Raw genomic sequence first — 15,889 nt, 5'->3', positions numbered from 1 at the left:
TAAATAATTAAAACAAAACTGTTACATTATTAATTATCTTTATAGCTAAACTCAGTCAAAAAGCAATTTTACCACTTAAAACTAGTTGTTTACTAATTATTGATTGCTTTTAATATTAATTTACGAGTGCTTTGAAGGCATCAAAACATACGTTATGAAAAAAATTACGATACTATTATTAATGATCATACTTTTCTCTACCACATTAAAAGCCCAAGAAAATTATCAAAGTCATTGGGAAGAGGTACATAAATTTGAAAAAGAGAACCTACCAAAATCTGCCTTAAAAATTGTAAATATTATTTACGCTAAAGCGGAATCTGCAAAGAATTCGCCACAAATTATTAAAGCATTATTTTATAAAAGTAAGTTTTCGTTAACTTTAGAAGAAGACGCACAATTAAAAATAATCAATCAATTTAAAGATCAGATTGATAAAAGTAGTTTTCCTACAAAAAACGTATTAGAAAATGTTTTAGCTAATTTATATTGGCAATACTTTAATCAAAACAGATGGAATTTTTATCAACGTACCAAAACATCAGAAAAAATTGATGAAAATGATTTTAGAACTTGGGATTTAGATACACTGTTTGCCGAAATTCACAGCTACTATCAGAAATCATTAACTAACGGATTGTTATTACAACAAACTGATGTTTCTGAATTTAGTGAGATTTTACATATCGCTAAAGGTTCTAAAGAATATCGACCTACATTATTCGATTTCTTAGCACACAATGCACTAAAATTTTATAAAACATCTGAAACAAATATTACAAAACCTGCGTATCAATTTAAAATTGACAATCCTAAATTGATAAATGATGCTCTTAACTTTTCTACTATAAACTTTACTTCAAAAGATACTGTTTCACTTCAACTAAATGCGTTGAAAATTTATCAAGAACTCATAAATTTTCATTTAAAAAGCAACAATTTAAAAGCTTTAGCTACGGTAGATTTAGAACGATTAAATTTTGTGAATCAACATGCTACTTTTAAGGATAAAGAACTGTTGTTTTTACAAACATTAAAATCAACTGAAAACAACTATAAAAAACAAGAAATAGCGGGATTATATAGTTATAAAATTGCTGAAATTTACAAACAACAAGCAAACAATTACAAAGCCACCAAGAAAGAGGCTTTACGCTTTAAAAATAAAGAAGCGCTTGCCATTTGTAATCGTGTAATTACACTGTTTCCTAAAAGTGATGGCGCAAAAAAATGTGAAGCTTTAAAACAGCAAATAAAAACGAAAACACTTTCGCTTTTATCCGAGAAATTCAGCCCTATAAATACTGCTTCTCGTTTATTAATAACCTACAATAATATTGATCATTTATACTTTACAACATACAAAATCAGTAGAAATCAAGTTGAAAAACTAAATAATATTTATAAGGAAGAAGAGCGCATCAATTTTATAAAAAAGCTAACCACAGCAACATCGTGGAATACTAAGTTAAGAAACAAATCTGATTATTTATCGCACTCAACCGAGGTTATCGTTCCAAAACTTACACAAGGAAATTATTTAATTGTTGCCCATGAAAACGAGATTTTAAATACGACTGACTTGTTTGCTACAGCTAATATTCAGGTAAGTAATTTGGCTTTAATTGAAAGTGCAGATAACAATATAAAAACATATCAAGTAGTTGATAGAAATACAGGTAAACCAATTAAAAATGCTCAATTATTATTAAAAAACAAAGAACACAGAAATACGAAAAGTATCAATGAAAAATTAATTACTGATAAAAATGGCTTTGCAACTTATAAAAGTAACCAGACGTTTTACAACGTATATATAACTGTTAGCACCGATAATGACAGTGCGGTTTTTGGCAATTACTATTTATACAAACATCAAAAACCTACTTTAAATACACAGAATGAGAGCATCAAAATAAAACCGTTTATTTTTACTGATAGAAGTATTTATCGACCAGGACAAACAGTTTATTTTAAAACTATTTTCATTCAAAAAAAGAAGGATAAATCTACTCCTTTCACAAATGAATATGTTGAAATTACTTTAAATGATGTAAACGGACAAGAAGTTAAAAAGCTAGATTTAAAATTAAATGAATTCGGATCTGCTTCAGGAGAAATCGTATTACCTAATAACGGTTTAACTGGCGAATATTCTTTTGACATTGATGAAAGTGATAAAAAAGAAAGTACTTTTTACGATACTGTCGATTTCGACTTTGAAAGAGATGATTACATTACTACTATTTCGGTAGAAGAATACAAGCGACCGAAATTTGAAACCGATTTTAAATCAGTTACCGAAACTTTTAAACTGAATGATAGCATTACCGTAAACGGATTTGCCAAAGCTTTTTCTGGAGCAAATATAACCAATGCTAAAGTTGTATATCGTGTTCATAGAAAAGTACAATATCCTAATTGGTGGTATTGGCGCAGACCAAATTCATCGCCCGAAGCACAAGAAATTATACACGGAGAAAGCATTACCAATGCTGCAGGTAATTTTGCTATCAAATTTAAAGCACTTCCTGATGAGAGTATTTCAAAAGAAGGTTTGCCTATTTTTAATTATGAAATTACGGCTGATGTTACCGATATTAATGGTGAAACAAGAAGCGCTACTACAATCGTAAAAGTAGGTTATCATGCATTAACGGCTTCTTTACAAATAAATCCAATTGTTAATAAAGAAGATAAGCAACATCAAATAAAAATTTACACTAAAAACTTAAATAACGAGTTTGTGGCTGCTAACGGAACCGTAAAAATTTACAAGTTGCAAGCTCCTAAAAATCCGTTACGAAAAAGGCCTTGGAGCGCTCCTGATTATCAAGATATTTCAGAACATGAGTTTAGAAAATTATTTCCACATGATGCTTATACCAAGGAAGAACAAAATGAAACTTCTTGGAACAAAGGGAAATTGGTTTTTGAGAAAGAATTTGATACTAAAAAATCGAAAGAACTTATTTTTAAAAACATTAAAAGTTGGACTTCAGGTAAATATATTGCCGTTTTAACTACGCAAGATAAATTTAAACAGCAAGTAACCGACAAAGCTCATTTTACCATTATTAGTACCCGTGATAAAAAAATTGCTGACAATAATTTATTTTTTATAAGCACCGATAAAACTAATTATTCGGTAAACGATATGGTTTGTTTAGAACTTGCTTCTGCATCAAAAGATATTACCGTGATTGTGATGGTTGAAAAAAATCACAAAACTATAGATACACACTTAATTCATTTAAATGATAACGTAAAATCTATCGAAATTCCTGTAAAAAAAGAAGATATTGGCGGCTTTGCTGTTAAATACTACTTTGTAAATTATAATTCTTTTAGTAGTGGAGTTCTTGCTGTTTCGGTTCCTAAAAAAGATGAACTTATTACTATTGAAACCACTACTTTTAGAGATAAGTTACAACCGGGCGTACAAGAAAAATGGAGTTTCACCATTAAAAATGATCAAAAAAACAAAGTAACTGCCGAAGTTTTGGCAAGTATGTACGATGCTTCTTTAGATGAGTTTAAACCGCATAATTGGCAATTTAATCCTATAACAACCTCTAGTTATTATTCGTACGGAAATACCGCTAACGCACAACATAGTTTTGGGTACGAGAATTTTAGAATTTATAACCGAAGTTACTCGAATAACAATTATCAAAATCAACAATATAATCAATTAAATTGGTTTGGGTTTAGTTTTGGTAATAATTATAGACGAACCTTATTTAATAGAAAAAATAAAAACGGAGTTCCACCTCCATCTGCTCCTGAAAGAATAGAAATCGTTGAAGATGAAATGGAAGTTGAAGAAACTGTTATGGCATTTACCGAAGGTGATTCTTTAGAGGAAGTTGTAGTAACTGATTTAGATAATAAAAATCAAATAAAAGAAAAACAAGAAAAAACATCCTTAAAAGGAATTCAAATTCGTAAAAACTTACAAGAAACAGCTTTCTTTTATCCGCATTTAACAACCGATAAAAACGGAGATATTACCTTTAGTTTTACTACTCCCGAAGCGTTAACCAAATGGAAATTACAATTATTAGCACATACTAAAGAAGCACAATCGGCTATAAAAACGCTAACAACGGTAACTCAAAAAGAGTTGATGGTTATACCAAATGCTCCGCGATTTTTAAGAGAAGGCGATAAAATAACATTGAGTGCTAAAATTTCGAATCTGTCAAATAAAAACCTGCAAGGGATATCTCAATTAATTTTAACGGATGCTATTACAGGTAAAGAGATTAATCTATTAGAAAACGTAGCAAAAAATCAATCTTTTAAAGTTGATACAAACGGAAATACAAATGTTTCTTGGAATTTAACCATTCCAGAAACTGTACAAGCCGTTCAATATAAAATTATAGCCAAAGCTGGCGATTTTTCTGACGGAGAACAAAATGTTTTACCGGTTTTATCTAATCGAATGTTAGTTACTGAAACACTGCCAATGTGGGTACATTCTAATCAAACAAAAACATTTACGTTAGCTAAACTAAAAAACAACACTTCAACAAGTTTAAAACATCACAAACTAACGTTAGAAGTTACTTCTAATCCGGCTTGGTATGCTGTACAAGCGTTACCATATTTAATGGAGTATCCGTACGAATGTAGCGAACAAACTTTTGCTCGTTATTACGCAAATATATTGGCGAGTCATATTGCAAATTCAAACCCAAGAATTCAGGAAGTTTTTAAACAATGGAAATCTTCGGATGCTTTAATAAGTAATTTAGAAAAAAATCAGGAATTAAAATCATTGATTATTCAAGAAACTCCTTGGCTGCGAGATGCTCAATCTGAAAGCGAACAAAAAAAACGTATTGCTTTATTATTCGATTTGAATAAGATGAAGAACGAGCAACAAAAAAACATCAATAAGCTTAAAAATATGCAAATGAGCACTGGTGGTTTCCCTTGGTTTAAAGGAAGTGATTACGCCAATGCATATATTACGCAACATATTGTTAGTGGTTTTGGTCATTTAAAAAAATTAGGTGTTAAAAATTTAGATGCTTCAACTACTAAAATGCTTCAGAAAGCTATTCTCTTTTTAGATAAAGAAATAGAAGAACAATACACTAATTTATTAAAGCAAGCCAATAAGATAAAAGAAACAAAAGGCGTTGTTAAATATGAAGAATATCTAAGTAAAAATCATTTAAGTTATTTTACGATTCAGTATTTATACATGCGTAGTTTTTATCCTGAAATTACATTTTCAAACACAACTAAAAGCGCAATTACATATTATAAAAATCAAACTGCTGCTTATTGGAATACTTATAAATTATATGCCAAAGGTCAGATTGCTTTAATTCAATTTAGAGAAGGGAATAAAACTATTTCATCTAAAATTCTTAAATCATTAAAAGAAAATAGTATTACTTCTGATGAATTAGGTATGTACTGGAAAACAAACGTTGCAGGATATTATAATTACGAAGCACCTATTGAAACACAATCTTTATTAATAGAAGCTTTTTCTGAAATTGAAAATGATACTAAAACTATTGATAACTTAAAAATTTGGTTATTAAAAAACAAGCAAACCAATCGTTGGCAAACAACCAAAGCAACCACAGAAGCTGTTTACGCCTTGTTATTACAAGGAAGTGATTGGCTTTCAATTACTGATATGATTGCTATTAAAATCGGAAATCAAAAAATTGACCCTGCTAAACTAGAAAGCGTAAAGATTGAAGCCGGAGCAGGTTATTTTAAAACCTCATGGAATGAAAATGAAATAAAACCAACTATGGCAGAAGTAACCATTTCTAAAAAAGGAAAAGGAATTGCTTGGGGAGGATTGTATTGGCAATATTTTGAAGATTTAGACAAAATTACAAGTACTGAAACTCCACTAAAATTAAAGAAAAAACTATTTAAAAAGATAAATACAGGTACAGGTAAAGAACTTATTGAAATTACTGATAAAACGGTTTTAAAAGTTGGTGATTTAATTACCGTAAGAATTGAGCTTCGCTCTGATAGAGATATGGAGTTTATCCACATGAAAGATATGAGAGCATCTGGTGTAGAACCAATAAATGTGCTTTCGCAATACAAATGGCAAGATGGCTTAGGTTATTATCAAGCAACAAAAGATGCTGCAACAAATTTCTTTTTTGATCGTTTACCTAAAGGGGTTTATATTTTCGAATATGATGTGCGCGTAAATAACACAGGGAACTTTAGTAACGGAATTACAACAATACAAAGTATGTATGCGCCTGAATTTAGTAGCCATTCAAAAGGAAAACGTTTAGTTATTCAGTAACTTTGCCCCCAACTTATAATAAACTACTTTTAACAATAATTAAAACTTAAAATTATGAAAAAAACATTTTTTATTATCGCCTTATTATTTATCGGTGTGTTTTCTGCAAATGCTCAAGACATTTCTAAGAATGCTATTGGTGTTCGTTTTGGAGGAAATAATGGTTTTGGAGGTGAGATTTCTTACCAAAGAGCTCTAGGAAGCAACAATAGATTAGAAATTGATTTAGGTTTAAGAAAAGGTGACGCTTTTAAAGCTACAGGATTATACCAATGGGTATGGGCTTTAGAAAATCAGTTTAATTGGTATGCTGGTTTTGGTGGTGGAATTGCTTCTGCAAATAGTAATAGTGCTATTTTCGGAGCTGGTGTTATTGGTATTGAATATAACTTTGATATTCCTTTAATGATTTCTTTAGATTTTAGACCAGAAGTAGGTTTTAGTGATTATTACGACGGTTTTCAGTCTGATTTCGGATTAGGTATACGTTACCAATTTTAATCAACTTTTTAATACATAAAAAAACCTCCTTAATTGGAGGTTTTTCTGTTTACAATACTATTTTTTAGGCGGATAATTTATTAATATTTTTTCAATGGTTTTTTTATAATGAATTAATCTTTCTTCTGGCGTTGTTCGTTCTTTTATTGCGCCGTTTGATATTCCTTGCCACAACAATTCATCGTTTTCGCTCTTTACAAAATCAATAATTAATTTTTGATTTATTTTTTTGTTTCCAATAGGTATTCCGCCTGAGATTCCAAAACCTACATTTCGTCCACCTCCCATACCAATACCAATGGTACTTCTATCAATTTTTTCACTTTCTTTTGATAAAATATTTATGTACATATCTGGATCTTCGGATAACTTCATCCCTTTTTGCTGTAATCCGCTGGTTAATTCGTTCGTAATTCTCTTAACATCTAATTCATTTAAACCCTCACCAGCATCTTCAAAAAAATTAAATGTTTTATATACTTTAAAATCAGTTTTACTATCATAATCATATACTACATTGGTAGAAGAACATCCAACGATAAAGATTAAAAAAAGATATTTTAATTGTCTCATAATATTACTATTTCAATAATCAGGTTTTTATAAAAATACAAAAAACCTCGAATATTCGAGGTTTTTCTTAGGTAAGTTAGTTGATTTTTTTATTGAACAGCTTTTAAGGCATCAATATTTCCGTATCCGTATTCTGAATGTTTATTTGGATAAAAATCTGCTGATTCTTTCATTTTTTGTAATACTTGTTCACGAGACCAAGATGGATTTTTAGACCATACCAAAGATGCGATTCCTGCTGTTGTTGCTGTCGCAACTGATGAACCACCAATGTAATTAGCTTGTCCGTCATAATAACTTAATACTGGTATTTTATTATCTGTACCGTTAGTTCTTTGCATTTGAATAGTAAAATCGATTTTAGAACCTGTATGGCAAACATCACATTTATCATACTCACCTTCTTTAACTCCGGTAACTGCTACTGTTTCTGACATACTTGCCGGAAAAATAACACCATACCAAGTTGTAAATGACGTTGAAGTACCACCAGCTGCTAAAATCATTTTTCCTTTACTATGTGCATATTTAATTGCATCAGAAACGTTACCTATATTAAAAGGAGACCCTATAGACATTGAAATTACTTTTACATCACTTCTGTTAGCCAAGGCAGTTAAAGCCTCTACAACACCTCTTTTTTCGTGATAATCGTTAATAATAACATTCTCTACAGCTCTATATGTTACTAAATTTGAGTTGTATGCTACACCTACTGGTAAATTATCATTATTTCTTGGTGCTGTTGCTACAGCTGCCATTTTAGTTCCATGCCCACATTTATCGTTAACACCATCATAACTATTAGACCATGCCCACCAAGAATCTACAAATGTTCCATACTTTTGAACTGTTCTCCCTGAAGAATCTCCATCATTAAAATATTGATTCATCCATTTTTGTTGAGGCGACAAACCTGAATCGATAATAGCAACCGTTACTCCTGCACCTGTACTATAATTCCATGCAGCAGGAATATTATGCGCATCAAAAGACCAAGGCACTCTTGCTCCTGGCGATACTGTACGGTAATCATTGGTACTTAATGTTGTACTTCCATATCCACAACCTGAACCGCCTTCTGATCGAGCTTGGTTATCTGAATCTAAGAAATTATATCCACCAGGCTCTACGTAGCGTACTCTACTATCTTTTAATAAAGTTTCGATAGTTTCTTTATTTGTTACTCTAATATCAATAACATTAATAATCTCATCAACATGTAATTCACTAGCTCCTTTTGCAGATGTTTTTTCTAAGCTATGAACAAGTTGAATTAAATCATTTTTAATATTATTTGTTTCTGAGCTTCTTGCAAATTGATTTTTTGAATTCCCATAACCGATGGTTAAAATATTCTCACCATGTTTTACAGCACTCCAAATTGTATGAGCGCTTTGTGTTGTCCAATTAAAATCGCCAGTAGTTTGCAGTGAGGTATTAATAATTGAATTAATTTCTTTTTTTGAAAGCAGTTCATTTTGCTCTTCTTGCATCTCTAATGTTTCGTTGTTAGAACAAGAAAACATTGCTAAAACAATAGCCAAACTTAATATTCTTTTTTTCATCTTAATTTGAAGGGTTTAGATTAAATCGTTGCGAATATAATAAAATTTTAATAATATTTTAACACAAAACACAACTATAAGGGTATTAAATAGGGTTTTTATAATTTTTAGTTTTTCGTAAAATAAGAAAAGAGCCTTTAAAATAGGCTCTTTTCTTATTTTATTTGGTTAAAAATTATTTTTCAAGAACTACTCTTGTAGGGGTATCTTTACCATTTATAATACTTTCTGTTCCTTTTGCTACAGCTTGTATAGTTTGTGTAATTACCGTAATATTTAAAGTTTCTGCTTCATCAGAAACTTTATGATAATCTTTATCTACATCAATTGGTGTGGTAGAAAACGTATGTGAAGGCACTCCTAAACGAGCCAAAGAAGCATTGTCTGATCTAAAAAATAGATTGAATTTCTTGTATGGATCTGGAAATAATTGGTATCCTGTACCTACTAAGTTTTTCTGAATAATCTTACCAAAATCAGAGCGTTCAAAACCTGTTAACCAAGCTGTGTTTGGTCCAAAACTTGGTGTTTTCCCTATCATTTCTAAATTAATTCCTGCTACAAATTTACTCGCATCAATTCCTTTACCAAAATGTGTAGAACCTATTAAACCCATTTCTTCTGCTGTAAAAGCAACAAAAATGATTGTTCTTTCGTTTTGTCCTTTATTTTTAAAATATTTTGCCAAGGCTAAAACTCCTGTTACACCTGATGCATCATCATTTGCTCCATTAAAAATTAAATCTCCCTCTCCTGTTTTTTTTGTTCCTAAATGATCATAATGTGCAGAAACGACCACATATTCATTCTTTTTACTCTTTCCTTCTAAAACTCCAATTACGTTGAACATTTTAATTCCTTTATATTCAAAGCTCTGACGAAAAGTTGGTAGTGAATTGTATTTTTTTAATCCGATTTTTCCGAATTCATTCTCTATATATTTTGCTGCTTTTTCAATACCTTCTGTACCTGGTTTTCTACCTGCCATTTCATCAGAAGCCAATGTATATAAATGCTTTTTAACAAGAGATGAATCAATATTAATTACACTTTTTTCAGTTTTTGATGAAATTACTGATTTAGTATCTGTTGATTTTTTACTATCATTTTGTACTGTTTTACATGATAACATAGATAATGTTACCAATGTAGACATATATATTATTTTTCTCATCTGATTATTTAATTCTATTTGTTATTTAATTTGAAAGGCTAAATATAGCCTATTTAATTTTTGAGCCCTTTCAGGTCTAAAATAAATAATTTATAGGCACAATCTTTGATAAATAAAGTTGTTATAACATTACCTATGAAACAACTTTATTTTCTTTTTCTCTTAACCTTTTCGTCATTATCTGCTCAATATTTCCCTTCTGTTGATGACAAAATAAGAACGTATCCTAAAATAATTACAGCAGATAAATTAGCAAATAAAATTACTGCTGATTTTAATTCTGATCAAGAAAAAGTGAGAGCTATATTTTCGTGGCTAGCATTTAACATTCGGTATGATTTAGAAGAGTTTTATAATCCTAGTCAAAAAAAAATTGGCTTTAGATACAGAACTGAAGATGAAAAACAAGCCAAAATTAAAGCTATAAAAGAAACTATTGTAAATAAAACACTTTCTAGTAGAAGTGCAGTTTGCGAAGGTTATGCGCAAACATTTAGCAAGATTTGTTCTCTTTTAAATATTGAAAATGAAGTTATAAAAGGGCATGTAAGAAACTCCTCTAGCGATATCGGCAAAGTTAACAACCGTACAAATCATGCTTGGAATGCTGTAAAGCTAAATAACAAATGGATCTATATTGATGCTACTTGGGCAGCAGGATCGGTGACTTACGGAAAATGGCAACGCAATTTTAATAATTATTACTACAACATACCGAAAGAAAAATATTTCTTCACTCACTTTCCTGAAGATGTACTATGGCAACTACGTGTAAAACGAATGAGCTTAAAAGAGTATTTTAATCAACCTATATATTCTTCTTACTTTCTTAAAAACGAATATGAAATAGTTACACCAACGTCAGGTATCGTATATCGAAAACCTAATGAACCTGTTAGTTTCACACTTAAAAATGTAAAACTCAATAAATCTATTTATTGCGGTTTTAGAAATTCTAAATACGCTAAAAAGCCTAAAGTTACCTTTAATAAAAACACAGCAACTATTAGTATTATACCTCCAGCTAACAGTAACGAAATTTATTTAATTATTGATAAAGAAGTCGTGTTAGAGTACTTGTTAAAATAATTCACAATAACCTTCTATTATAAGCCTCTAATAAAACACAAACTAATATTTCTTCATTAATATCTTCTACTCGGTAATACCGAAGAGATTTTACTACTTTTCTTTTCTCTGACACTAAAAATTTATTGTGTTTTTTAAGATTTGTTTTAGCATAAAACCCCACATCAACAAATCCTTTTTTAGTTGCATTAAAATAACACAAAGGCTTATTTTTAAAATAATAAAAAGGAAGTTTCCATTTATATAACAACTCTGTTTCAGTGAAATTTACCTCAATTAAAACCTGAAGATGTAATAAAATTGACCGAAATGGTTCTTCTTGTTTTAATATATATTGCTCAGCTGGTTTCATGCTATAAAAATAAATTAAATATTTTACTTGCCAATGAAATATAAAAACCATTACTTTGTATTTCAAAGTTCTTTAGAAATGAATTCACAAGATTATTTAAAAGACATATCAGAAATTAAAAACTTAATGAATAAATCATCTCGGTTTATTTCTTTAAGTGGTCTTTCTGGCATTATGGCTGGTATATACGCACTTATTGGTGCTGCTTTTGCTTATTGGTTGGTAAACAATTATTCGTGTGGTAAATTATTATTAGACGGCTGGGTTTTTAGAGTTGCTTTATTAGATTTACTCTTAGTATTAATTGCAAGTGTTGGAACTGCTGTTTTTTTAACCACCAAAAAGGCAAAAAAAAATAAGGTTAAAATCTGGGATGCAACAACAAAACGTTTATTAGTAAGCTTTGTTATGCCTTTAATTACTGGTGGTATTTATATAATCATTATTTTAAGTCAAGGTCGTTATGGACAAACTGGTGGATTAATGTTGCTTTTTTATGGATTAGCATTGATAAATGCCTCTAAACACACCTACGGAGACATTAAATACTTAGGCTATACAGAAATAATATTAGGATTACTATCATCGTACTTTATTGGCTACGGATTTTGGTTTTGGATTGCTGGTTTTGGACTTATGCATATTGCTTATGGTACTTTAATGTATTTTAAATACGATAAAAAATAATTTTGAAAAATATTATTTTACATATTAACAAAGCTTTTGACCATAGAATACGGCTCGGTATCATGTCTATTCTTATGGTAAACGAATATGCTGAATTTACCACTTTAAAAGAATTATTGGGTGCTACAGATGGTAATTTAGCTAGCCACACCAAAGCTTTAGAAAAAGTTGAATTTATTAGAATAGAAAAACAATTTATTGGACGAAAACCTAATACGCGATATTATGCAACTGATACAGGTAAACAAGAATTTAAGAAACACATAGAAGCTCTAGAAAAGCTCATTAAAAATAAATAATATTTTTTTACATATCAACTTTGAAATTCAAAGTTCTTTTAAATAATAAAAACAAGAGTTATGGAAACATCAAACAAACAAAACGGAAAATTTGGAAAATGGGTTAAAACGTCAATCACTGCCAGAATGCTTATGGTTGGTTTTTTAATATTGATTTTATTAATTCCGCTATCATTCATAGAAAGTTTAATTTATGAACGCATGAATCGCCAACAAGAAGTTGTTCAAGAAATAAATAAAAAATGGGGAAAAGAAGTACTTTTATATGGTCCCATTTTAAAGATTCCTTACAAAACATATCATAAAAAATCGATTGTAAATCAAAAAACAAAAGAAGTACAAACCGAAATGGCTGAAGAGATAAAATATGGATATTTTTTTCCTAAAACATTAGACATCAATTCAACCATAAATCCCGAAGAAAAGAAACGAGGTATTTATAAAACGGCGGTTTACAAAAGCAACATCAATATTACAGGAAGCTTTACACAGCCCGATTTTAGTGAAATGGATATAAAAGAAGAAGCTATTTTATGGGATAAAGCACGACTGATTATAGAAACATCAAACTTAAAAGGAGTTAATAGTTTAGTTGCCATTAAACTACATAAAAACACATATTCTTTTACTTCAAAATATAAAAACAGAAATTCTGACAGAAATTATAATAACACTGTTAATTTACATAAACTTGAAAGTAAATTTATAAAAAAAGAAGATGTTCCATCTATAAATGATGTTGATTTTAGCTTAAATGTAACGGTAAATGGTAGCAAACAAATTCGATTTATCCCTATCGGAAAAGAGACCAATGTGACGATAAACTCTAATTGGAAAACTGCAAATTTCTTAGGCGAATACTTACCTTATAATTCTGATAAAATTTCTGAAGAAGGTTTTGATGCTAAATGGAAGATATTAGATATTAACAGGCCTTTTCCACAACAATCATTTAATGGTATTCCGAATTTAAAAAAGTATGCTTTTGGTGTGAATTTTATGATTCCGGTTGATGAATACCAAAAAAGTGAGCGCTCAACAAAATATGGTTTTTTAGTGATTGGATTAACATTTTTAGTTTTCTTTTTGATTCAAACAATGAGTAAAATTTCAATTCATCCATTTCAATATTTAATGATTGGGGTTGCCTTAACAATGTTTTATGCCTTGCTTATTTCAATATCTGAGCATAGTAGTTTCTTAAAGGCCTATATAATTGCAGGCATTGCTGTTATTGGCTTGATATCACTTTATTCAAAATCTATTTTAAAAGAAATAAAATTTCCGTTTTTTATAGCGCTCTCTTTAACTGCATTATATGCTTTTATCTTTATAATAATTCAATTAGAAAATTATGCTTTATTAGTAGGAAGCGTTGGTTTATTTACAATTTTAGCATCAGTAATGTATGCTTCTAGAAAAATTGATTGGCAAAACGGATAACTCATTTTCTTTAATTTAAAGAGTAAAACTTCTATAAGAAAGAGGTTTTACTCTTTAAAAACTATACCTATGAAATTCAATTTAAAAAGTTTTAAAATCTTTATATTATTATTTTTAACAGAAGTTATTATTGCGCAAACATCAGGTTTTATCCGTCATACTGTTGGCGATTTCCTAGTCGTAATTTTACTTTATTTTTTAGTGAAATCATTTTTTGATATTTCATCTAAAAAGTTGGCGTTATCAATTTTAGTCTTCTCTTTTACGATTGAAATACTGCAAAACTTTAATTTAGTAAAAACACTTGGCTTAGAACATAATAAAATAGCAAGTATTATTATAGGGAATACCTTTAGCTATGGTGATTTGACAGCTTATGCTTTAGGAATAATAACGGTATTAATTATTGAGAAAAAAGTGATAACTAGAAAATTAAAAATTTGCTTTTATCTTTTTAAGAATATCTTCTAAACCGTTTAACTGTAATTCATAAACCAATCCCATCATTTTACCCAACTTACCTTCAGGAAAACCTTTGTTTTTGTACCACACTAAATAATACTCAGGAATATCTACTAAATAAACTCCTTTATACTTACCAAAAGGCATTCGCATTTTTGCAGTATCTATTAAAAATTGTTGATCTGGTATCATTTAATATTATTAAAAATATATTGATGAAAATTTAATTATCAATCTTAAAACCTGGTTTTACATATCCTTTAGGCACGTTTTCTGGCGGAACAGTTAATACGTTTCCATCTCTAACAGCATTGTAATGCGGGGATAATATTTCGATACCTGCTTTGTGTAACTCTTTTTTAATACTTTCATGTAAATAAGAATATATTACAGCTGCTTTTTCTGGGTTTTTGGTATGACAATTAATTTCATAATTGATATAAAAATCATCTAAACTTTTCACTAACACAAAAGGCACAGGCTTCTCTAAAATCATAGAAGTATTTTTTGCTCCTTCAACTAAAGCCTTTATCACCTCTCCACTAGACACATCGTAACCAATAGTTACAGAAGTATGCAAAATAACCCCAACTTCTTCTGTGGCATTTTTACTAAAATTGATGATATGATTCCCTAAAATTGATGAATTAGGAATCGTAACATCAATATTTTTAATTGTTTTAACTCTTGTAACCAGTAAACTTCTTTCGGTAACATCACCAATAGTTGTTCCTATTTCTACACGATCACCAACTTTAAAAGGACGCATATAAGTAATTACAATACCTGCCACGATATTAGATATTGCCGCTGTTGAACCTAGCGAAAATAATACTCCAAAAAAGATAGAAACACCTTTAAATCCGTCAGACTGAGAACCTGGTATGTAAGGCCAACAAATTATTACTGCAAAAGCAATTATAACCACTCTTAATAAATTAAACGTAGGTTTGGCCCAATCAGCATGAAAACCATCTAATGTTACAGCCTCTCGTTCTAATTCACTCGTTAAGTACTTTAAAAACTTTAAAAGATATTTAGTTACATAAAAAATTACAATTATAAAGAACAAGCCTGGTATAAAATCTAAAACTCCTTCTATTATAAAGTAAACAGGCTTTAGTATATATTCAAAAACTTTTTTTGCAGACGCTTCTGTTTCTGGTATAAAACTAAAAACAAGCGGTAAATAAAATATTAAGAACAAAATACTTATTGCATATCTTAAGGTTTTTGTTACAAATTTTAAGATATGTTTTTCTCTTCTTGGCGTTATAAACTTAAAGAAATTAACTAATTCTATTTTTCGAAAAAAGAAATTCCGATCTAGCTTATCTAATTTAGATTGAAACCAATTGAAGAGTTTTTTTAGTAAATAAAAAAATAGAAAAAATCCTAAAATAGACACTCCAAAATATGTATAGCTTAAAATCA

Annotated in this window: 13 protein-coding genes; 7 read left to right on the top strand and 6 right to left on the bottom strand. The window is 29.6% G+C overall.

Translation table 11 applies throughout. The features are described from left to right. The first annotated feature begins 154 nt into the window (after positions 1-154). Together AC28QF_RS09125 and AC28QF_RS09120 are read left to right on the top strand one after the other, a co-directional pair. Complete coding sequence (locus tag AC28QF_RS09125) at positions 155-6,307, top strand: alpha-2-macroglobulin family protein (RefSeq protein WP_488201628.1); 6,153 nt, start codon at positions 155-157, stop codon at positions 6,305-6,307. 54 nt (positions 6,308-6,361) lie between these two features. Then, on the top strand, positions 6,362-6,808 hold the full coding sequence (locus AC28QF_RS09120; protein ID WP_488201629.1) for a hypothetical protein: 447 nt from the start codon (positions 6,362-6,364) through the stop codon (positions 6,806-6,808). Positions 6,809-6,865: 57 nt separating this feature from the next. Here the strand turns inward: AC28QF_RS09120 and AC28QF_RS09115 are convergent, their stop codons facing one another. From AC28QF_RS09115 to AC28QF_RS09105, 3 genes are all read right to left on the bottom strand, one after another. After that, complete coding sequence (locus tag AC28QF_RS09115) at positions 6,866-7,381, bottom strand: DUF4136 domain-containing protein (RefSeq protein WP_488201630.1); 516 nt, start codon at positions 7,379-7,381, stop codon at positions 6,866-6,868. An 89-nt stretch (positions 7,382-7,470) separates the two neighbouring features. Beyond that, on the bottom strand, positions 7,471-8,949 hold the full coding sequence (locus AC28QF_RS09110) for a S8 family peptidase (RefSeq protein ID WP_488201631.1): 1,479 nt from the start codon (positions 8,947-8,949) through the stop codon (positions 7,471-7,473). A gap of 175 nt (positions 8,950-9,124) precedes the next feature. Then, a complete protein-coding gene (locus AC28QF_RS09105) occupies positions 9,125-10,123 on the bottom strand; it encodes a M20/M25/M40 family metallo-hydrolase (protein ID WP_488201632.1) in 999 nt (332 codons plus the stop codon). A gap of 135 nt (positions 10,124-10,258) precedes the next feature. On the opposite strand from AC28QF_RS09105, the gene AC28QF_RS09100 reads away from it, so the two are divergent. Further along, entirely contained in the window at positions 10,259-11,212 is a 954-nt protein-coding gene (locus AC28QF_RS09100) for a transglutaminase domain-containing protein (protein ID WP_488201633.1), read from the top strand. A gap of 1 nt (position 11,213) precedes the next feature. Here the strand turns inward: AC28QF_RS09100 and AC28QF_RS09095 are convergent, their stop codons facing one another. Continuing rightward, positions 11,214-11,564, bottom strand: a complete 351-nt coding sequence (locus AC28QF_RS09095) for a DUF1801 domain-containing protein (protein ID WP_488202420.1) — start codon at positions 11,562-11,564, stop codon at positions 11,214-11,216. A 78-nt stretch (positions 11,565-11,642) separates the two neighbouring features. Here AC28QF_RS09095 and AC28QF_RS09090 point away from each other — a divergent pair, with 78 nt between their 5' ends. The 4 genes from AC28QF_RS09090 (at position 11,643) to AC28QF_RS09075 (ending at position 14,464) form a co-directional block, all read left to right on the top strand. Next, positions 11,643-12,251: a hypothetical protein gene (locus AC28QF_RS09090; protein ID WP_488201635.1), complete on the top strand. Its 609-nt coding sequence runs from the start codon at positions 11,643-11,645 to the stop codon at positions 12,249-12,251. A gap of 2 nt (positions 12,252-12,253) precedes the next feature. Continuing rightward, a complete protein-coding gene (locus tag AC28QF_RS09085) occupies positions 12,254-12,550 on the top strand; it encodes a winged helix-turn-helix domain-containing protein (protein ID WP_260584750.1) in 297 nt (98 codons plus the stop codon). Positions 12,551-12,610: 60 nt separating this feature from the next. Then, the gene (creD, locus tag AC28QF_RS09080) at positions 12,611-13,993 is read left to right on the top strand and encodes a cell envelope integrity protein CreD (protein WP_488201636.1); all 1,383 of its coding nucleotides are present in this window, start codon (positions 12,611-12,613) and stop codon (positions 13,991-13,993) included. 69 nt (positions 13,994-14,062) lie between these two features. Then, positions 14,063-14,464 carry a ribosomal maturation YjgA family protein gene (locus AC28QF_RS09075; protein WP_488201637.1) on the top strand — a complete coding sequence of 134 codons (402 nt, stop codon included), beginning with the start codon at positions 14,063-14,065 and terminating at the stop codon, positions 14,462-14,464. Here AC28QF_RS09075 and AC28QF_RS09070 read toward each other — a convergent pair. Then, positions 14,426-14,647: a DUF3820 family protein gene (locus AC28QF_RS09070; protein ID WP_488201638.1), complete on the bottom strand. Its 222-nt coding sequence runs from the start codon at positions 14,645-14,647 to the stop codon at positions 14,426-14,428. The two genes, AC28QF_RS09075 and AC28QF_RS09070, sit on opposite strands and share 39 nt — an antisense overlap. Positions 14,648-14,678: 31 nt before the next feature. Next, positions 14,679-15,662, bottom strand: a complete 984-nt coding sequence (locus tag AC28QF_RS09065) for a mechanosensitive ion channel family protein (protein ID WP_488201639.1) — start codon at positions 15,660-15,662, stop codon at positions 14,679-14,681. Positions 15,663-15,889 lie beyond the last annotated feature (227 nt).

It is taken from the genome of Tenacibaculum sp. M1.3A (assembly GCF_057732375.1).
The sequence above is the reverse complement of the archived record's forward strand: the minus strand, read 5'-3'. Positions and strand labels throughout refer to the sequence as shown.

Bases quoted from the DNA above. Each gene is read 5' to 3' on its own strand.
- AC28QF_RS09125 (WP_488201628.1), top strand. From the start codon at position 155: ATGAAAAAAATTACGATACTATTATTAATGATCATACTTTTCTCTACC.
- AC28QF_RS09120 (WP_488201629.1), top strand. From the start codon at position 6,362: ATGAAAAAAACATTTTTTATTATCGCCTTATTATTTATCGGTGTGTTT.
- AC28QF_RS09115 (WP_488201630.1), bottom strand. From the start codon at position 7,381: ATGAGACAATTAAAATATCTTTTTTTAATCTTTATCGTTGGATGTTCT.
- AC28QF_RS09110 (WP_488201631.1), bottom strand. From the start codon at position 8,949: ATGAAAAAAAGAATATTAAGTTTGGCTATTGTTTTAGCAATGTTTTCT.
- AC28QF_RS09105 (WP_488201632.1), bottom strand. From the start codon at position 10,123: ATGAGAAAAATAATATATATGTCTACATTGGTAACATTATCTATGTTA.
- AC28QF_RS09100 (WP_488201633.1), top strand. From the start codon at position 10,259: ATGAAACAACTTTATTTTCTTTTTCTCTTAACCTTTTCGTCATTATCT.
- AC28QF_RS09095 (WP_488202420.1), bottom strand. From the start codon at position 11,564: ATGAAACCAGCTGAGCAATATATATTAAAACAAGAAGAACCATTTCGG.
- AC28QF_RS09090 (WP_488201635.1), top strand. From the start codon at position 11,643: ATGAATTCACAAGATTATTTAAAAGACATATCAGAAATTAAAAACTTA.
- creD (WP_488201636.1), top strand. From the start codon at position 12,611: ATGGAAACATCAAACAAACAAAACGGAAAATTTGGAAAATGGGTTAAA.
- AC28QF_RS09075 (WP_488201637.1), top strand. From the start codon at position 14,063: ATGAAATTCAATTTAAAAAGTTTTAAAATCTTTATATTATTATTTTTA.
- AC28QF_RS09070 (WP_488201638.1), bottom strand. From the start codon at position 14,647: ATGATACCAGATCAACAATTTTTAATAGATACTGCAAAAATGCGAATG.